General features: G+C 59.9%; 14 protein-coding genes. 3 read left to right on the top strand and 11 right to left on the bottom strand.

All coding sequences use genetic code 11. The annotated features are described in order from the left end of the window. Positions 1-20: 20 nt before the first annotated feature. From D7241_RS01635 to D7241_RS01665, 7 genes are all read right to left on the bottom strand, one after another. On the bottom strand, positions 21-3,059 hold the full coding sequence (locus tag D7241_RS01635) for a multidrug efflux RND transporter permease subunit (protein ID WP_408100035.1): 3,039 nt from the start codon (positions 3,057-3,059) through the stop codon (positions 21-23). A gap of 28 nt (positions 3,060-3,087) precedes the next feature. Then, positions 3,088-4,242, bottom strand: coding sequence for an efflux RND transporter periplasmic adaptor subunit (locus D7241_RS01640; protein ID WP_408100036.1), 1,155 nt, complete (start codon positions 4,240-4,242; stop codon positions 3,088-3,090). A 286-nt stretch (positions 4,243-4,528) separates the two neighbouring features. Further along, entirely contained in the window at positions 4,529-6,154 is a 1,626-nt protein-coding gene (locus tag D7241_RS01645; protein ID WP_408100037.1) for a methyl-accepting chemotaxis protein, read from the bottom strand. Positions 6,155-6,275: 121 nt separating this feature from the next. Next, entirely contained in the window at positions 6,276-7,370 is a 1,095-nt protein-coding gene (locus tag D7241_RS01650) for a DUF1513 domain-containing protein (RefSeq protein WP_408100038.1), read from the bottom strand. A gap of 2 nt (positions 7,371-7,372) precedes the next feature. Then, the gene (locus D7241_RS01655) at positions 7,373-8,446 is read right to left on the bottom strand and encodes an imelysin family protein (RefSeq protein ID WP_408100039.1); all 1,074 of its coding nucleotides are present in this window, start codon (positions 8,444-8,446) and stop codon (positions 7,373-7,375) included. A 42-nt stretch (positions 8,447-8,488) separates the two neighbouring features. Beyond that, positions 8,489-9,904 carry a di-heme oxidoredictase family protein gene (locus D7241_RS01660; protein WP_408100040.1) on the bottom strand — a complete coding sequence of 472 codons (1,416 nt, stop codon included), beginning with the start codon at positions 9,902-9,904 and terminating at the stop codon, positions 8,489-8,491. 177 nt (positions 9,905-10,081) lie between these two features. Continuing rightward, the gene (locus D7241_RS01665; RefSeq protein WP_408100041.1) at positions 10,082-11,422 is read right to left on the bottom strand and encodes an imelysin family protein; all 1,341 of its coding nucleotides are present in this window, start codon (positions 11,420-11,422) and stop codon (positions 10,082-10,084) included. Positions 11,423-11,608: 186 nt separating this feature from the next. Between D7241_RS01665 and D7241_RS01670 the strand changes: the two genes are divergently transcribed. Together D7241_RS01670 and D7241_RS01675 are read left to right on the top strand one after the other, a co-directional pair. Next, positions 11,609-12,181, top strand: a complete 573-nt coding sequence (locus D7241_RS01670; protein WP_408100042.1) for a LemA family protein — start codon at positions 11,609-11,611, stop codon at positions 12,179-12,181. 43 nt (positions 12,182-12,224) lie between these two features. Beyond that, on the top strand, positions 12,225-13,067 hold the full coding sequence (locus tag D7241_RS01675) for a GIDE domain-containing protein (protein ID WP_408101171.1): 843 nt from the start codon (positions 12,225-12,227) through the stop codon (positions 13,065-13,067). Between the two features lie 141 nt (positions 13,068-13,208). On the opposite strand, the gene D7241_RS01680 is transcribed toward D7241_RS01675, so the two are convergent. The 3 genes from D7241_RS01680 to D7241_RS01690 form a co-directional block, all read right to left on the bottom strand. After that, entirely contained in the window at positions 13,209-13,895 is a 687-nt protein-coding gene (locus D7241_RS01680; RefSeq protein ID WP_408100043.1) for a spermidine synthase, read from the bottom strand. Between the two features lie 69 nt (positions 13,896-13,964). Next, complete coding sequence (locus tag D7241_RS01685) at positions 13,965-16,025, bottom strand: putative bifunctional diguanylate cyclase/phosphodiesterase (protein ID WP_408100044.1); 2,061 nt, start codon at positions 16,023-16,025, stop codon at positions 13,965-13,967. Between the two features lie 173 nt (positions 16,026-16,198). After that, positions 16,199-16,819, bottom strand: coding sequence for a TetR family transcriptional regulator C-terminal domain-containing protein (locus D7241_RS01690; RefSeq protein WP_408100045.1), 621 nt, complete (start codon positions 16,817-16,819; stop codon positions 16,199-16,201). A gap of 260 nt (positions 16,820-17,079) precedes the next feature. On the opposite strand from D7241_RS01690, the gene D7241_RS01695 reads away from it, so the two are divergent. Then, positions 17,080-17,907: a substrate-binding periplasmic protein gene (locus tag D7241_RS01695; RefSeq protein WP_408100046.1), complete on the top strand. Its 828-nt coding sequence runs from the start codon at positions 17,080-17,082 to the stop codon at positions 17,905-17,907. A gap of 7 nt (positions 17,908-17,914) precedes the next feature. Here the strand turns inward: D7241_RS01695 and D7241_RS01700 are convergent, their stop codons facing one another. Further along, the gene (locus D7241_RS01700; protein ID WP_408100047.1) at positions 17,915-19,375 is read right to left on the bottom strand and encodes a diguanylate cyclase; all 1,461 of its coding nucleotides are present in this window, start codon (positions 19,373-19,375) and stop codon (positions 17,915-17,917) included. Positions 19,376-19,409: the final 34 nt, after the last annotated feature.

The raw sequence follows: 19,409 nt of genomic DNA on the forward strand, positions 1-19,409 counted from the left end.
GATCAGTCCACTCAAACTATCTATTCGGCTGAAGCCGCGCGGTCCGGGCTTGCTAGCATCGTGTAAACGGCCGGCAGCACGAACAGGGTAAAAAGTGTGCCCACCGTCATCCCCGTGGCGATTACCAAGCCGATGTCGAAGCGACTGACGGCACCGGCACCGCTGGCCAGAATCAGCGGAACCATGCCGAACACCGTCGCTGCCGTCGTCATCAATACGGGTCGCAGGCGAATTGCCGCCGCTTCCTCTACCGCCGCACGACGACTCATGCCGCGCTCCTGGCGTAGCTGATTGGCGAACTCGACGATCATGATGCCGTGCTTGCTGATCAGGCCGATCAATGTCACCAGCCCGACCTGGGTATAGATGTTCATGCTCGACAGACCCAGAAACAGCGGCACCAGTGCGCCACAGATCGACAGTGGCACCGTAACCAATATCACCAGCGGATCGCGGAAGCTTTCGAACTGCGCCGCCAGCACCAGAAAGATCACTGCCAGTGCGAGCGCGAAGGTCGTGTACAGGGCACTACCCTCCTGAATGTACTGGCGCGATGCGCCGGCGTAATCGAAGCTGAAGCCCTGCGGCGCTTCCTCCTGAGCGATGCTGCGCAGCGTGTCGATGGCCTCGCCCATGCTGACGATAGGGAAGCCCTGAATTGTCGCCGCATTAAGCTGTTGAAATTGTTTCAGCTGGGTCGGACGAGCCCGGTCATGCACCTCGATCAGCGTCGACAACGGCAGCATTTCGCCCTGGTCGTTCTTCACGTAATAGTTGCTCAGCCAACCTGGATTGTCCCGGTACGCCTGTTCGACCTGGGCGATTACCTTATAGCTGCGGCCCTCGATAGTGAAACGATTGATCTCGCTCTCGCCGAGCAGGGTGGCCAGCGTCACGCCAAGGTCTTCCATGGTCACGCCCATTTGCGCGGCCTTTTCGCGGTCGATGTCGACGACGATCTCGGGCTTGTCGAATGCCAAGTCCACATCGAGAAAGGCGAACTTGCCGGATGCCTGAGCTTTCTCCTTAATGCGTTCGGTCACTTGCAGTAGCGACTCGTAGTCGTTCGCCGTATTGACCACGAACTGGAACGGCAGGCCTTCGCCGGTGCCGGGCAGGGACGGCAGGTTGAAGCCGAATACCTGCAAGCCAGGGATGTTGTCGATACGCGTTTGAAGTTCCGGCAGCACTTCCATCTGGGTGCGCTCGCGCTCATCCCAAGGCTTCATCAGGAACCCGCCGATACCGCTCTGCACACCGTCGAAACCATTGATCTGGAACCACGAGTAGTACTCGGGAAACGATTTGAAGATCTCCAGAAACTGATCGGTGTAAGCGTTCAGGTAATCAAGATTGGCCGTTTGCGGCGCGCTGGCCATCATGAAGATGATGCCCTGATCTTCTTCAGGTGCCAGCTCGCTTTCGGTGAATTTGAGTAGCGCCGGAATCAGCCCGAGCACGATCACCGCGAACACCAGCACCACCGGACGGGTGTTCAGCGTGCCGTGCAAGGCATTCTGATAACGCAACTTAAGCCGGTCGAACAGTAGGTCCAGCCGATGCGCCAGACCTGAAGGATTTTCTTCATGGCGCAACAGTCGTGAGCACATCATCGGTGACAGCGTCAGTGCCACGACGCCGGAGATCAGCACGGCGCCGGCCAGAGTCAGGGCAAATTCCTGAAACAGCGCACCGGTCAGACCCTGTAGAAAGCCGATCGGCGCATACACCGCTGCCAGGGTGATAGTCATGGCGACGACTGGCATGGCGATCTCGCGAGCTCCGTCAATGGCCGCCTGGAACGGCGCCTTCCCGGCTTCGATGTGTCGATGGATGTTTTCCACCACGACGATGGCATCGTCCACCACCAGGCCGATCGCCAGTACCATCGCCAGTAGCGTCAGCAGGTTGATCGAGTAACCCATGGTCTGCATGAAGAACATCACGCCGATCATCGACAGCGGTATGGTCACTACCGGAATCAGCACCGAGCGCAGTGAGCCGAGGAACAGGAAGACCACGACGATAACGATTACCACCGCCTCGGCGAGGGTTTTCACCACCTCGTCGATCGAAGCCTGGATGAAGCGCGTGGCATCGTAGGCAATGGTTACCTTCAGGCTTGGTGGGAGCTGCGATTCAATCTCCGGCATCACCGCACGCACTTCGCTGATGACATCCAATGGATTGGCGCTCGGGGTGCCCTTAATGCCGATGTAGACCGAAGGGATGCCGTCAAATGAGCTGATGGCGTTGTAGCTTTCGGCGCCCATCTCGACCCGCGCGACATCTCCGAGTAGCACGCGACTATCGCCTTGAGTCGTCAAGGGTATGGCTGCGAATGCCTCGGGGGTCTTCAATTCGGTGTCAGCGTTGATGCTGGTGACGACGTACTGCCCCTTCACTTCGCCCGCCGCAGAAAGAAAGTTGTACTTACGCACCGCCTCGTTCACATCGCTTGCAGAGAGGCCGTACGCGGCAAGTTTCACCGGATCCAGCCACAGGCGCATGGCGAAGACCTGATTGCCGAGAATCTCCGCCTCGGCCATGCCGGGCAGGGTGGCCAACTTCGGTTGAATGACCCGTGACAGGTAATCGGTGATTTGCGGATTGCTCAGTTGCTCGCTGTAGAAACTGATGTACATGAGCGCGGTGGAGTCGGCGGCTTGCTTGTTCAGTACCGGGTCTTCGGCGTTTTGCGGCAGCTGGTTCTTCACTGAGTTGGCCTGGCTCAACAGTTCGGTGTAGAGCCGGTCGGTGTCGGCGCCGATGCGTGCGTACACTGAGATGACCGAGAGGTTCTGCTGGCTCACCGAAGTCATGTAATCCACGCCTTCGGCGCTGGCCAGACTTTGCTGCAGCGGCTGGGTGATATAGCCCTGGATAGTTTCGGCGTTCGCGCCAGGGTAGGCGGTCGTCACCGTGATCAGTGCGTTTTCCATTTGTGGATACTGGCGGATCACCAAGCTGTTGAAGGCCTGGAAGCCGAGCAGCACGATCAATAGGCTGATCACGCTGGCCAGCACCGGACGGCGAATGAATGGATCAGTAAAAGCCATGACGATCTTTATCCCTGTTGGCGTTGCCTCAGCGGGCGTCGGACCCGCTGTTGGGCTCGAGCTCGAGCGTGCGTTTTTCGGCAACGGCGACGTGAGCACCGGCGTCCAGCTTGAGCTGGCCGGCAATCACCACCTGTTCCCCGGCTTCGAGCCCTTCTAGGATCACCACGCGGCCGTCGCGACGCTCGCCGGTCTTGACGAAACGTCGCTCCACTACCAGATAGGGTTCGCTGCGCTCGGGCGCTTCGGTGTTTTCCTCAGGCTGAGGCGCCTGGCCTTCCTTCACCACCAGCACCGAGTTGCCATACAGGGTGTAGGTGATTGCGGTTTCCGGTACTACGACCTGGGACTGTTCCTCGGGCAATAGAACCTGCAGGTCGGCGAACATGCCGGGCAGCAGGCGTTCGCCAGGGTTGGCCAGCTCTGCGCGGACCTGGACATTGCGGGTGGTGATTTCCACCTTTGGGTTCAGCGCGACGATCGTGCCCTCGAAAGCCTCTCCGGGGAAAGCGGCCACCTGGATGCGTACAGACTGGCCGATGGCGAGTAGAGGAACCTGCTGCTCAGCCAGATAGAAGTCGACGAACAAGGTGGACAGGTCCTGTAGCGTGGCGATGGGCGTGCCGGCGGCGACGAAGTCACCGACGTCTACCTGACGGATCCCGATGGTCCCGGAGAACGGCGCGAGAATGCGTTTCTTCGCCAGGCTGGCCTTCAGCTGCGCGACCGTGGCCGCGGCTTTTTGCGACTCGGCGTTGAGTCGGTCGAACTCGCTGCGCGAGATGGCCTGGCTGCCGACCAAGCTGCGGGCGCGTTCGAACTCGACCTTCGCCAAGTGAAGATCGGCCTGAGCCGCTGCCAGGCTTGCCTGTTCGATTTCGCTGTCGAGCAGAACGATCGGCTGGCCCTTGCTCACTTTTTCGCCCGAGCGGAACTGCACATCGCTGACGGTTCCGGCAATTTCTACGGACAGATCGATGCCCTGTGACGCCGTGAGCGTGCCGATTGCCGGAAGCCGACGCTGCCATGGCTGTCGGCGCGATTCGGCAACCTCGACATTGATCGGCGGTTTCGGCGCCTTGAACTGCTGAATCTGTGAATAGATGGAGTTGAATTTAAGGGCGGCGAGGATCAAAACAACGACGATCACCGCGCCCAGCATGAGCAGCATGCGGCGCAACATTTTCCGTATTCCTTGGAGAGATGAGCCGGCTGGCTACTGCCATGAAATGAGGCAGCCGTTTTGGATGCACGACAAACGACCAATAGCCGGCCTTGCGGCGGCCTCGGCTTGTATCTATTCGACCAGATGGCCTGAGGCAGCGAAGTTAGCCGCGAACCAGACGCATGTAAAGGGACATGCATCCAATATGCTTGGCGGGACGGGGACTAGCGAGATACGACGCCGCGTTGCGATACATGTCGGGGTTTTGCTTGCAACGGCCCCCTGCTGTGGAGAGCTCGTTGCGTTAGCCTACGAGGCGCTGGGTCACTTCGCTGAGTTGGGCAGACAGGCCGTGCAGGTTCTGACTGGCTTTTTCGGTGCGCTCGACATTGTCCTGGTTGGTGGTGGCGATGGCGGTAATTTCGTTGAGGTTGCGCGAAATATCTTCTGCCACTGATGTTTGTTCTTCGGCCGCGGTGGCGATTTGCCGGTTCATGCCGCGAATCGCTTCGACTTCCAAGGTGATGCGCTGAAGCATGCTGCCTGCTTCCGTGACCTGCTCGACGCCCTCGTCACTGCGGCTTTGGCCGCTTTCGATTGCACGCACCGCATCCACCGCGCCGGTCTGTACGGTGTCGATAATCTGGTGAATTTCGGCGGTGGAATCGGCGGTGCGCCTGGCCAATGTGCGCACCTCGTCGGCAACGACGGCAAAGCCGCGACCGGCATCACCGGCGCGGGCTGCTTCGATGGCTGCGTTCAATGCCAGCAGGTTGGTCTGGTCGGCGATGCCACGAATGACTTCCAGTACCTTGCCGATGCGACCGCTGTCGGCTTCCAGACGGCGTATGACCTCAGCGGTGTTGCTGATCTCGCCGCGCATGTGAGTGATCGTCTGGATGGTCGAACGCATCATGCTTTCGCCCTGCTGCGCCGAGTGATCGGCTGTATCTGCGGCGCGTGCTGCTTCGGCCGCATGGCGGGCTACTTCCTGGGACGTTGCGGACATTTCATGCATGGCGGTTGCGACCTGGTCGGTACGCGAGAATTGTTCACGAGTGCCTTGGCCCATCAGCGTCGCAATGGCGTTCAGTTCGCCACTCGCATTGTCCAGATCCGAGGTGCTGCGTTGCAGGCGGGCGAAGGTATCGGCGAGGAAGTCGCGTAATACGTTAGCAGCTACCGCCAAGCGTCCCAGCTCGTCGGCACGGCCCGTATCGACGCGCTCGCTGAAATTGCCCAGGCTTAGCTTGGCGATATGGTCGATCAAATGACGGATAGGGTCGATCACGTTGCGATTGACCAACCAAAGACTGAACAAAGCAACCAGCGCGCCAGCGGCGAGCATGACCAGCGATCCGGTGATAATGGCCTGGTCTGCGGCATGGCTGATTTCGTCGGAGCTGCGCAGAGAAGAGTTGCGCAACTGTTCGACCAGTGCGCTGAGTTGCTCGCTGGTGGCACGGTCGATTCCCTGAACGGCCTTGTCGCCTGCCACGGGATCGTTACCCGCGGCGATATAGGCATCACGGCCCGTTCGATAGGCTGTGCCCAGACTGCGATGTTCTGCAAGCAGCCCCTCGATTTGGTTCGCAAGGTCCGGCTTGTGGCTGCTCAGCTGCACGAGCGTGGTGAGCCGATCTTGAACCTTGCGCTCCTGATTCTCGAAACTCTGCCAGTACTTGCTCAGGGCCTCGGGCGATTTGCCACGCAGTAGGACGTTCTTCCATTCCTGCACCTGGATCTTGAACTCCAGGTTGGCTTCATCGATCAATCGAGACGCTTCGATCGGGCCTTTCAGCAGCCTCTGGTACGCGGAGACCCCGTCGGATAAAAAGGAGAAGCTGGTGAGGGCGATCGCAAGCATCACCAGCAGGCTCGCGCCGATCAGCCCCAATAACTGAGCCCGTAGGGATTTCTTCAGAAACATCAAATCGTTCTCGTATCGATGGGGTGCGCTTGCATTAACGGCAAATATGGATCGGGCGGTCACACATATGACCGCCCGGTCGCTTTATTTCTCGGCGCGCCGCTTCGATACTTGAGGACTTTCAGACCAGGCGCAGATGGTTGTCCCAAAGCCCTGCCGGCAGTTGCAGTGCGGTGCTGACGAAGCGCTCGCCGCTGCAGTCAACCAGCCTGCAGCGCCCCTGGCCGGAACTCACCACGAAACCCTGCTCGACAGCTGCTACACCGGCGCAATCCGGCAGATGGACTTCCTCGCGCAAGGCGGCGCTGTCCAGATCCCAGATGAACACTTTATTGCCGCGTGGCGCCGTCACAGCCAGCAGACGCAGCTGGTCGTTGATCGCCAGGCTGGCGGTGTACTGATTCATCGTCTGGCGTTGTGCTTCACCCAACGGGAATGCCTGGAAGGCTTCGCCCGGACGCTTGATCGCCAATAGCGGCACCTGATCAATAGGGTCGCCTTCGTACTGCTGTCCGGAAACCACCGTGCCGTCCGCCGCAACCGCCAAGTGACGCACGCTGTTCATCTGCTCGGGCAGTTGCTCCTTGCTTAGGAGCGTGCCGTCGCGTCGCAGCATGACGAGGCTGGGTTCCATGGCATCAAGATTCATCATTTCCCGACTGTCGGCTTCGGTGCGGATACCACCGTTGGCGATCACCAGTGTCTCGCCATCTGGCATCCACAGCAGCTGATGCGGGCCGATGCCATGGGTCGAGTGCTCGCCGCTGCGAACCAGTCGGCGTTCTTCGACGCGGTAGATGCCGAGTACGCCGCGGCCGGCATCGGCCGTGTCGTTCTCGGTGGTGTAGAACCAGTCGCCGCTGGCATGGAACACGCCGTGGCCGTAGAAATGGCGGTCAGGCGGCGAGGCGAGAACCTGCAACAGCGTGCCGTCACGGCTGTCGATCAGATAGCTCTCGCGGCTCGGTCGACGTCCGACAAATACCGCCAGGGGTAGATGTGGATGGGCATAGACGTCATGGCAGCGCTCGCTAACCGGCGTCGCGAACACACGGCTGCCATCGAGCCGATAACCAACCGCATAGTGACGGCCATCGGCATCGTCGCGTGCAGAGAGAAGCAGCGGCTGCTCAGTGTGTCGTGTGAGTGTCCAACCACCGACTGCGGAGGCTGCAGCCAGGGCACTGCCCAGACCTATAAAAGCACGGCGTTTCATGATCAGTCTCCGTCGTGGGCGTTGAAGCCGATCTGTACATCGAGTGCCCGGGCCAGTTCGGTCTGATGCAGGTGGTGCAACACGTCGATCTCTTGGTACAGCGCATCCAGCCGCTCACGGCCGGCTTCGTCGGCGATCAGTTCGCTGAACGGCAGCATGATGTCTACCAAGTGTTTACGGGTTGTCGCATAGGCGACGTCGATGCGTTTGATCAGATCGGCCTGATCGGCGGGTACCAACTGCTTGAAGCCGTTGTCGTCGCTGCCCTGCCATAAATGTTGGGCGCCAGCGAGGGCAGCATCGATGCTGCCGAGTGTCGCATCACTGCGCCAGGCCTCGGCCTGGAAGGGCTGCGGGAAACCTTTGCTCTGACGACCCAGCGGGGCGCCGAGCTTCTTCTTCAGACCGTCCAGTGCCGTGACCTGCACGCGCAACAGGTCGGCTATCGCTTCCTGCGACTCCACGTAACGCTCGTTGGGAAACTCGCTGAGTTGCGCGACCATGCCGTCTTCGGCTTCCCACTGCTGCAGCATGTTAGCGGCGAGCTTCTGCTGGTGTTCACCAATTGCCACCAGCAACCGGCAGTAGCGTGCCTTGGTAGTGCTGTCGCTCAGGTCGACTGCCTTGTCATAGAGTACATATTCATACGCCGATAAGCCCTGCAACACGACACTGCCATCTTCCAGATCGGCCTGGGTCAGCTCGGGTTTGTTCTTCAGCAGGGCGGTGACCTGACGACCGACCAGATTCTTCTTGTCGGGCCAGAATTGCACTTGCCATGCGCGGTTGCCTTCGCCCATCGGGCCGATCAGCAACGGCTGCAGGCCCGCCCAGGCGAACTGCGCTTGCAGGAAGGCTTTGCGCGCATCCTCCAACTCTTCGTTGCCAGCGCAGAAAGCAATGCTGCTTGCGGCCATGCGCCGGTTGGTTTCGGCCCACTGGTTATACGCCGGAAGCAGGACTTCATCGGCCAGTGCTTTGCTCGTCTCGGCAAAGGGATCGGACGGCGCGCAGGCGCTCAGCAGCAGACCCAGGGCGGTGGCGGTGAATGCTGAAAAATAGCGGTTGGGGTACATGTTGCTCCTCGGCAAGGCAGGACACCGGTGGTTGGTCCGGCACTAGAGTGATTCGAGAAAGGTCAGCAAGGCGCTGCGTTCATCGCTGTCGAAGCCGAGCACAGTCTGCTTGGCTTTTTCCGCTTCGCCGCCATGCCAGAGTATTGCTTCGAGCAGGTTGCGCGCACGTCCGTCATGGAGAAACTGGGTGTGATCGCTGACCGTCTCGGTCATGCCGATGCCCCATAACGGTGGCGTACGCCATTCGCTGCCACTGGCTTCGAACTCCGGACGGTGGTCGGCAAGCCCTTCGCCCATGTCATGTAGCAGTAAATCGGTATATGGACGGATTACCTGGTTGGCCAGCTCAGGCTCAGCGGCATCGCCAGTGGTGAAAGTTGGAACATGGCAGCTCTGGCAGCCGGCGCGGTGGAACAGCGTCTTGCCCGCCAGCACCTGGGGATCGTCAACGTTGCGACGCGCCGGCACGCCAAGGTTGCGGGTATAGAACAGCACCTGGGCAAGGATGTTATCGCTGACCTCAAGCTCACCGCCATCGGGCATCCTCCGGCAATCCTGCTGCCGGTCGGTGCAGCTGCTGCCAGTGAACAGGCTGGTGGTGAGCCCCATGTCATTGAAGAACGCATCGGCATTTTGCTGGTTAAGGTTCGGCTGCCCGGCTTTCCAGCCGAAGCGGCCAATTGCCGCCTCGTGTGTGAGCTGGTCGTAGACCCGGTTGGGCCGACCGGAAATACCGTCGTCATTGCTATCTTCAGGATCGGCGTTGGCCAACAGTACAGATTCGGGAATCGCCTCCAGCAGCCCGAGGCCGATCATCGGCGGTGCCACGCGGAGGGAGAACTGTGTCTGCGGATGCATCGGACCGTAGCCTAGTTCAGTAATGTTCAGTTCCGGCATGCGCAGCTCAACCTCGAAACCGTCGCTAAATCGCTCGGTCCGCGTGGCGTAGCTGAGCCGGACCTTGCCTTCGGGCACCACGCCCGGAATCGCCATGTCCTGTAATTGACCGCCATAGGTGGGCTCCGGCGCGATGCCGCGCTGCCGGACGACCTCCGCATGCTCGGCGCCAGCAGGTATCGAAAGCCTCACCAGCATGGATACGGCATTGCCGCGCTCGGCTTCTGCCGGACGACCGCGGCCATCCTTGATATGGCAGCTCTGACAGGCGTTGGTGTTGATCAGTGGGCCGAGGCCGTCGCGAGCCGTGGTGGAAGCGGGGGCGATGACCCAGGGATTTCGGAAAAAACTGTTACCGACGCTGAAGTCCAGTCGCCGGACCGGAGCCAGGTTGGCAGCAGGCATTGAGAAAGCATTCTGGTCGAACTGCATTACGGTTGCGCTGCCCGCGGAAAGCGCTTCGCCCGGCTCTGCCCGCTCGAAGCGTGGCGCCTGCTCGCCGCAGGCGGCAAGGCCGAAGGCCAGCAGCAGGGCAGTAGCAGAGCGGGAAAACGGGTGCATCGGGTATACCTGATCCTGTAACAGGGCGGCGATCTTAGCAGGCTAATGGAGCTTGAATAAGAGCAATTTGCATTTACTGATAGGGCTGGGCCGTTCGAACGAGCGCAGGATGCTGCCGTCGAAAGGGCACGTCATAAGAGGGCGGCATTGCACCGCCCCCTCCATAACGACGCTAAATTAGAACTGGTGATCGGCCGTATCCGGGTTCAGGTCGCTGATACCCAATGCGGCAGCGGCTTTCTCGATAGAGCCAGTCTGCTGCACCAGCGCACCGATTGCGGCGCGCACTTTTTCTTGGCCTTCGCTGTTATCGGGCGCGATCAGCTGATCGAACGCTTCGCCTTCTTTGGCACTGGTAACCAGCACCTGCAGTTTGGCTTCGGTAGCTTCCAGATCGGTCTTCACTGTGGCGTTGACTTCTGGAGCGGCATCTTCGACCAGCGAGGCCAGACTCGGGCCGCTGAGTGTGCTGCCGTCGACACGCTTGTACTCGCCGAGGTAAACGTTGCGGATGCCTTTTGCATTGTAGAAGTGCGAGTTGTGGGTGTTGTCGCTGAAGCAGTCATGCTCGTCTTCCGGCGAATTGGCTTCCAGCGCGACTTTCATACGCTCGCCGGCCAGCTCGCCCAGCGACAGGCTACCCATGCCGAAGAACATCTTGCGCAGGCCATTTTCGGCGGATTCGCTTTCCAGGCTGGCGCGGTAATTATCGGCAACACCGGCCTTCCACTCGCCGACCATTTCTTCAAGGTCGCTGATCAGCAATTCAGTGGCGGCTTTCAGATAGGCGCGACGACGGTCGCAATTGTCGCCGGTGCAATCGTCACCCTCGACGAAGTCGCTGACGGGGCGTTCGCCAGCACCGGGATTGGTACCGTTCAGGTCCTGACCCCAAAGAAGGAATTCGATCGCATGGTAACCGGTGGCTACGTTGGCTTCGGAGCCGGCCAGTTCGTTCAGGCTTGCAAGCTTCTCGCCGGTGATTTCGCTGACGTCGATTTTGTCTTCGCCAATCTGCAGTTCCTTGTTGGCGACGATGTTGGCGGTAGCGCCAGGGTTGCCGAGAGCATGCTGATAGTCGCCCTTGACGTAGTCGATCATGCCTTCGTCAAGCGGCCAGGCGTTGAGCTGGCCTTCCCAATCGTCGACTACCGGATTACCGAAGCGGAACACTTCGCTCTGCATATAGGGCACGCGCGCGGCCAGCCAGGCGTCTTTGGCGGCTTGCAGGGTTTCGTCGCTCGGATTGGCGAGCAGGGCGTTGACGGCGTCTTGAAGTTTCAGCGCGGTGCTGTGCGCATCGCTGAATACGGCGTGCGCGATGTCGGCGTAATGCTTGACCACGGCCTGCGCGGCCTCGCTGTTCACGGTCTCTGGCGCGCTCGCGGCCGGCTCGCTCTGGGTGGTCGCTTGCGGAGCGGCGGCCTGTTCGGCTGGCGCTTTGTCTTCGCCGCAACCAGCGAGTGAAATGGCGACAGCCAGAAGGCTGGCAGTGGCCCAGACGGGAGTGCGTAGCATGGCGGGTTCCTTTGCTTGCAGGGTGGTATTTGGGACGCCGGCAGGTGGGGTGCGACTATCCGATGCGGGTCATAATGCGAAAGATTTGCATTTTGTGCAAAGAAATTGCGTGCAGCATGTCGCGCTTCGCTTTCAGCGGTGCCGTTAGAATGCCATCCCGATATCCGGACTTCATGGACAAGCCTGATGAGCCTGAACGCTGTAGTTGCACTGGTTGTGCTGTTTCTCGTCGCTGCCTATGCGGTGGTCCTCTACAACGGTCTGGTGCGCCTCAAACATGGCGTGAGCAAAGCCTGGTCGAATATCGACGTGCTGCTGCGTCAGCGACACGAAGAGCTGCCAAAGCTGGTCGAGACCTGCAAGCAATACATGCAGCACGAGCGCAACACCCTGGAGCAGGTCATCAATGCCCGCAACGCCGTATCCATGGCGCGCGAGCAGGGTGATGTAAACGCTCTAGGGCAGGCCGAAACCGGGTTGCGCGCCGGTCTGGGTCGCCTGTTCGCCCTCGCTGAGAATTATCCTGAACTGCGCGCCAACGAGAGCTTTCGCCATCTGCAACAGCGCATCAGCGGTCTGGAAAGCGGCATTGCCGATCGGCGCGAGCTTTATAACGAGTCAGTCAATCTGAACAACGTACGCATCGAGCAGTTTCCCGATGTGTTGCTGGCGCGCGCCTTTGGCTTCCGTGAAGCTGCGTTGTTGCAATTCAGCGACGCGGAGAAGGCCAACGTTGACCTCAAACCGCTGTTTGGCTGAGCAGGAGTATCGGATCGTGCTGCTTTTCGGCGCGGGCGTCGCGATGTGTCTGGCGGGTGGCTGGTTGTGGGTCAGCCGCTGGTCAAAGGTGCGCCATTTGTTGGACATGCCGACTTCGAGGATTCGTTCGGCGGCGCAAGGTTATGTCGAGCTCGCCGGGATGTTGCGTGACCTTCCCGACGTGCCGGCAATGCTCGCGCCCCTGACGGAAAAACCCTGTCTCTGGTGGCGCTATCGCATCGAGGAATACCGCTCCAACGGCAAGCGTAGCAGTTGGCGGGTTGTCGAAAAGGGCTGCAGTGAAAGGCCGTTGCGTCTGTGCGATGCGACTGGAGACTGCCTGATTGATCCGCGTGGTGCCGATGTGCTGCCGGCTCGGCGCGAGCGTTGGTCCGGCGATCTGCGCCATCCCAGAGGCCAGCCACCAAGTGGAATGTTTGCCTGGCTCGATGGCAATCGCCGATATCGCTATACCGAGGAGCGTCTGCATGCCGACGAGCCCCTTTATGCCATCGGCGATTTCCGCACCGCAGAGGGCGGCCGGCAAGGCCTCGACCTCCAGACCGCTCAGGGCCAGGTAGTGCGGGAATGGAAAGAGAATTACGCCGGGCTGCTGCAACGTTTCGATAACAATCGCGATGGCCAGCTTGACCAGGCCGAGTGGGGCCGGGTACGACTCGCTGCCGGACTCGAGGCGGAAGAACGCCACCGTCTCGCCAGTGCTCGTCCTGCGCAGCATCGTCTGGCACGCCCGGCTGAAAGTCTGCCGTTTGTGCTGTCGAGTCATGGTGAGGAAGAGCTCGCGAGTCGTTATCGCTGGCACGCCGCCGGTGGCGCCGTACTGTGCATCTTCGGTGCCGTTGTGCTGGCGTCACAGCTGACCTAATAACTCGCTCGATAGTCGAAACGCTCCGGACAGACAGTAGCGTCAAGGCGGGTCCGAGAGCACCGTATCAAGCCAGCCACAATGATGCGGCGAGCGATTCGATTACATCGCCGATAGCTGCGGGTTTCGGGTTGGCAAAAATCAGCCGCCGCGCTTCTCGGCAATCCAGATGGTGTGACGGGTGCCGCGGTTGCCATGTGCGAATACCTGGACTTCTTCTGCTCTGAACCCCGCTTTGGCCAGCTTGGCCGAAAACCCTTGATCGGCGCTGGCTGACCATACAGCTAGCAGTCCTTTGGGGCGTAGGGCTCGGGCGCAGGCGGCGAGGCCGGCCATGGAGTAGAGCCAGCTGTTGCTCCGTTGAGTCAGACCCTCTGGGCCGTTGTCCACGTCGAGCATGATCGCGTCGAAGGACTGAGACTCGCTCCGAAGAACATCGGCGATATCCTTGTTGAGCACACGGGTGCGCCGATCGTTGATCGGCATCCCGGCCTTTTCTCCCAGCGGGCCGCGATTCCATTCGATCACGCCTGGCACCAGCTCTGCGACCTGAACCTCGGCGTCGCTGCCCAAATGCTTTAGCGCCGAGGCTAGGGTGAAGCCCATGCCCAGCCCACCGATCAACACTCGTGGCTGCGGGCGCTGCGCGATTTTCCGGCACGGTATTTCGGCCAGCGCATCCTCGGAGCCGTGTGTCCGGGTGTTCATTAGCTGATTGCCGTTGCCTCCTTGGATCTTGATGACGAAGTCATCGCCATACTCGAACAGGCAGAGAGCACCCCCGTCATCGGGAATTTCGGCGGTGTCGATCAATACAAAACGCTTCATGCGTGGCGCTCGTTGCTGGCAGCGGGAGGGCGCGCAGCGCTTCTAGCACCGCGCGGCGGGGGCTTGTAGTTATAGTGGTTCCGAGTTGAATCTGCGCTCGAAACGCAGGGACTGGCCTAACAGCGTGGCCAGTTCAGTCGCGGGTAGGGGTTTGCTGTAGTAGTAGCCCTGGCCTTCGTTGCAGCCTTCGTTGATGAGATAGCGTTCCTGCTCGGCGGTTTCCACGCCTTCGGCGATCACCAGCATGCCGAGGCTCCTGCCCAGCTGGATGATGGCTCTGACGATGGTGGTATCGCCATCGCCCAACGCCATGTCGCGGACGAAGCTCTTGTCGATTTTGATCTTGTCCAGGGGCAGGCTTTTCAAGTAGCTGAGCGAGGAGTAGCCGGTGCCGAAATCGTCAATGGCGATCAGCGCCCCGGAGCGGCGCAGGCTGTGCAGATTGTGGGTGGCAGCGCCAATGTCTTCCATGAGCCCCGTTTCGGTCACTTCGAGCTCCAGCGTTTCGGGCGGAAGCCGGTGAGTGCTGAGCAGGTTGCTGATCATCAATGGCAGTTCGGCGTGGTGCAGCTGAACTGTGGAGAGATTGACTGCCATGCGCAGGTCATCGAAGCCTTGCTGATGCCACTCGCTCAACTGTCGGCAGGCTTGATCCAAGACCCACTCACCGATCGCGATGATGCTGCCGTTCTGTTCGGCAAGGGGGATGAATACATCTGGCGGAACTATCTTGCCGCTCGGGTGGGCCCAGCGCAGCAACGCCTCGACGCCGGTGATGCGTTTGCGGCGATAGTCGATCTGCGGTTGATAGACCAGGTGGAACTCGCCGCGCTGAACAGCTTCTGCCAGATCCTTTTGCAGCTCGCGGCGCGCTCTCATTTCGCTGTCGATGCTCGCCACGTAGAACTGATAGCGGTTGCGCGAGCGGTTTTTCGCCAGTGTCATGGTCTGCTCGGCTTTTTGCAGCAGCTTTTCCGTGCTATCGCCGTCTTCCGGATAGAGCGTAATGCCGATGGTCGCTCGCAAACGGATGCTCTGCTGGTCGAGGTCGATTGGGCGCTCCAGATCATCGAGTACTTGCTGCGCAAGTTCCGCAGTTTCGTAGGGCTGTTCGAAGCCGGACAGCACCAGCACGAACTGATCGCCGCCGAGACGCGCCAGCGCTCCGACGCGCCCGCTCAGGCTGCGCAAGCGATCAGCCAGCGCAATCAGCATACGGTCGCCGTTCTGGTAGCTGAACTGTTCGTTGATACCTTTGAAATCATCCAGTCCGAGGCAGAGCACAGCGACACGGCGTTGCAGCCGTCCGGCCTCGCTGAGGATATTGTCAAGCTGCTGCTGTAATTGCTGGCGATTGGGCAGCCCGGTGAGAAAATCGTACTGCGTCATGCGTTGCAGGTTGCTTTCGGCGGCATGGCGCAACTGCATGTTGTGTTCGATAGAAGCGAGCAGAGCGTTGGCGGTATCGACCCAGAGGCCCAGTTCGTTTTTCTCGTGACCCTTTGGCATCGGCAACGTGTGCTCGCCGGGGCGGTCCGGATTGATGTGTGACAGGTGCTCGATGAGTTTGGTTAGTGGTCGCGTCAGCAGCCATTCGTAGATCAGATAGAGCAGCAGGCCCAGCGCCAGAGCACGGAGAATGCCAATGACGAAGATTACTGCCGAGTCCTTGACGAAATCCGCTCCGTACGGGGCGGTGTCAAGCGTGATACGCAGATCGCCGTAGTATTCGTTGTAAGGAGGGCGACCAATCAGCGGGATCGAAAACGCCTGATCCCGGCCCAATATCGGGTCCGTCAGCCAGCGCGAAGGCAGCGGCATCAGCGGTCGGGATTTGTAGGCCAGAGCTTCATCGCTTGGATGACCGATCGATGCCTTACGAATCGACTCGTGTTGAAACAGGCCTTCCATGACCTGCGCACCCATCTCTCGGTCCAGGCTGTAGATCGCCTGGGTGGAAGGGTCGCGGGTCATTCGCAGGATTCGCTGCGCTTCAGCATCGATCAGCTGTCGAGTCTTGTAGGCATCGAAAACGATTTGTGCGCAGCTCAACACCAGTCCTACGGCCAGCGCGGACAACAAGACAATACGTAACAGTTGTCGCGACAGGCTGTTGCGCAGTTCGGTCAAAAGACGTTCCTTTTTCCAGGCCGGTGCTCAGCGCAAGTATTGGTAGTCATGGCTGAAACGTCAAAGGCAGAGCCGTGCCGATGAGGCAAAACGTTATCAGAACGTCTACTGGACTGCAGAACCTTCCGTCGACATCGCTCATTGCAGGCAATATGCCTTTGGCTTGGGCTACCTCAGGTCGCGACCGCTTCCCTTACCTCGCAACCCTTGATGACCATCCGAATGATCGTCTCGGCGGCGGCTTCGTAGTCGGCATCGTCGAGTTTGGCCTTACCCGTCACGGTGGAGATTTGCCAATCGAAGTCGGCGTAGGTCTGGGTAGCGGCCCAGATGCTGAACATCAGGTGGTTGGGGTCGACCTTCGCCATCAATCCTCGGTCGATCCAGCCCTGGATGCAGGCAACGTTGTGACTGGCCTGGGCGTTGAGCTGTTCAGCCCGCTCGGCTGGCAGATGGGGAGCGCCATGCATGATCTCGCTGGCGAAAACCTTAGACGCGCAGGCGTGCTCTCTTGAAATGCGGATCTTGGTGCGAATGTAGGCACGTAGCACATCGGCTGGTTCGCCGGGCTGATTGAAAGGAGCGGACGCTTGTAACAGCGGCTCGACGATGCTGTCGAGCACCTCGCGGTAGAGGTTTTCCTTGCTCTTGAAGTAGTAATAAACGTTGGGCTTGGGCAGCCCGGCGCGGTCGGCGATGTCGCTGGTCTTGCTGGCGGCGAAGCCTTTTTCGGCGAACTCTTCGCTGGCAGCGCGCAGGATCAGTTCTTTGTTGCGCTCGCGGATACTGGACATAGGGCCTGTTCAATTCACGACCACCAGCCTGGTGGCCTGCCGCGGCATGCTAGCACCGGCCTCCAGACCGCCTCAAGGCGGGCGCTCCGATCTGTCTGTCTGTGAACAACTACGTAAAACTTTGTACACAATATGGAAAAGACCCTGCTACTGTATTGCCACCAATGCAGTGTGAACGGGCCGATAGGATCGCTTTTCGCGTTTCCGCCGGCCATCCCGGGCCTGCCGAGCGGGTCGTCCAACACTCCAAGGAGTTCCACATGAAGAAATTTCTTGCGGCCGCCTTGCTGGCACTTTCAATGCCTGTAGCTGCCGAGCAAATCTACACAATAGGTGTCGAACAAGCGGCTTTTCTGCCGCACTATAGCGGCGACGCACAGGGCAACTACCAGGGCTTCGCCCGTGAACTGCTGGATAGTTTCGCCGCGCATAGCGGCGTGCGCCTGGTGTACAAGGTGCTCCCGGCAGACGAGCTGTTGCCTGCGTTGCTGGACGGGCGCGTCGATGCCAAATACCCGGACAACCCGAACTGGTCCGAGCCCGCCAAAGCAGGACATCGACTGCACTACAGCCAAGCGGTGGTCAATTATGTCGACGGGGTGATGGTGGCGCCGCGACGCGTAGGGCGGGGTATCGATGAGCTCAGGCGGCTGGCGGTCGTTGATGGCTGGACGCCCTGGGGCTATGAAGACCGGGTCGCCACCAACCAAATCCTGCTGGTCAGTAGTGAGAACTTGCCGCGCATGGTGCGTCAGGCACTGCTCAAGGATAGCGATGGCGCCTACTACAACGTGGTGGTGGCGGCGCATTACCTGAACAACGTGCGCGCCAAACCGGGAGCGCTAGTGTTCGATGCCGACCTGCCGCACACACGTAGCACCTTCAATCTGTCCAGCCTAAATCATCCTGAACTCATCGAAAGTTTCGACCGCTATCTCAAGAACCAACAGTCTGCCGTTGCCACGCTCAAAGCCAAGCATCAGGTCGAGAAAAACCTGTTCTCGGAGTACGTCGGCATGGAGCAGTGGAAGATCGAGTTTCTCGAGCGACAGAAGGCCAAGGAGCTAGAGTCGGGGGTCCAGCATTAGGAGATGATCAATCGGCGGGAACACCCGCTGCGCTGCAGACCCGGTTACGTCCGCCATTTTTCGCCCGGTACAACGCCCGGTCTGCGTCATCTAACAGAGACTCCAGGTTACCGTCTGGTGGCAGTTGAGCCGCGCCTATGCTGACTGTAGCGCGCAACGGCGTGCCCTCGAAATCGAACGTTGCGGCCTCCGTGGCAGCACGAATTTTTTCCGCTAGAGCCAATGCAGTGGCTAGATCGGTTTCCTTGAACATGATGACGAACTCCTCGCCACCCCAGCGCGATATCAAGTCGGACTGGCGTATCTGTCGGGCCAGCAATCTAGCGAAGCTGCGCAACAGAAAATCGCCGCCGAGATGGCCATGGGTATCGTTAAACGCCTTGAAGTGATCGAGATCCAGGATCAGCACGCAAAGGTCGCTACGCTGGCGTCTTGCTTCGAGCACGGCCTGCTCGGCGACAAGGCCGAAACCGTGCCGATTGAGCAGTTCGGTCAAAGCATCGTGGGTAGCCATGGCTTCGATGCGCTGCAGATAGCGTCGGCTGATCGAGCCCACCAGGCCCAATACGATAACGGTTACGCTGAAGCAGATCAGAAGATTCACCCAGAGCGCCCGCCGCATTGGGGCCATCACGCCGCTTTCCTGTTTATCGACCATCAGGAACCAGTTCAGCTCGGGAATGTAACGGATGTTGATGAAATGCTGCTCGCCCTCGCTCTGGTAGTCGAACGAGCCCGGACGTAACTGCGGTAGCTGGCGATTGAGGTCTGCCAGGGCCTTGATGTCTTTCAACGCCGTTTCACGCGGCTGCCCGTCCGGCCCGCCTTGCCGGCCGGTCATCACGATGTGGTGACTGGCGTCTACGAAATAGATGTTGCGCTGGTATCGACGCTGATAGGTATCGAGCAGATCGACCACCCGCTCAAGCGTCAGCCCGACTCCCGCAACGCCGCGGAAGTCACCCTTGGCCGTGGTTACCCGATAGTTGATGAACATCGTAAGCCGATTCACGTCGACGACGATCTCCCATGGGACGCCGCTTTGCTCGAATCGATAGAACCATCGATCCGCCGGGTCGTCCGGTTGTATCGGCTGGATGTCCTCGTCGGTGTAGTAGGTCTGCGAGCCAGCCGAGGCGAAGAAGGCGTTCGACGTGTTATAGCGCTGGCGGATGGCTTGCAAGTAGCGGCTGATGAGCGCTGCTTTGGGCTCGCCCTGATCGACCCAGTCCATTACGAAAGGGTCTTCGGCCATGGCAGAGGAGACCTGCACCAGACGGACCAGATCCTTTTGGATTTCCCCTGAAATGACATCTGCAGTCAAGGGCAGCTCGGTACCGATGATGCTCTTGCGGATGGCTTCACGTGACGCGTAGTAGCTGGCAAGGCTGGTAATCACGAAGCCCAACCCGATGATCAGGGCTAGCAGAGTGAGGAGAGTGCTTTGCTTCACGGTCAATTGCCGCATCGATTACTCCGGCCGTTCGGGTCAGGCGGCACTT

Origin of the sequence: Stutzerimonas sp. VN223-3, assembly GCF_045999685.1 — a bacterium.
GTDB classification, from domain to species: domain Bacteria; phylum Pseudomonadota; class Gammaproteobacteria; order Pseudomonadales; family Pseudomonadaceae; genus Stutzerimonas; species Stutzerimonas stutzeri_AR.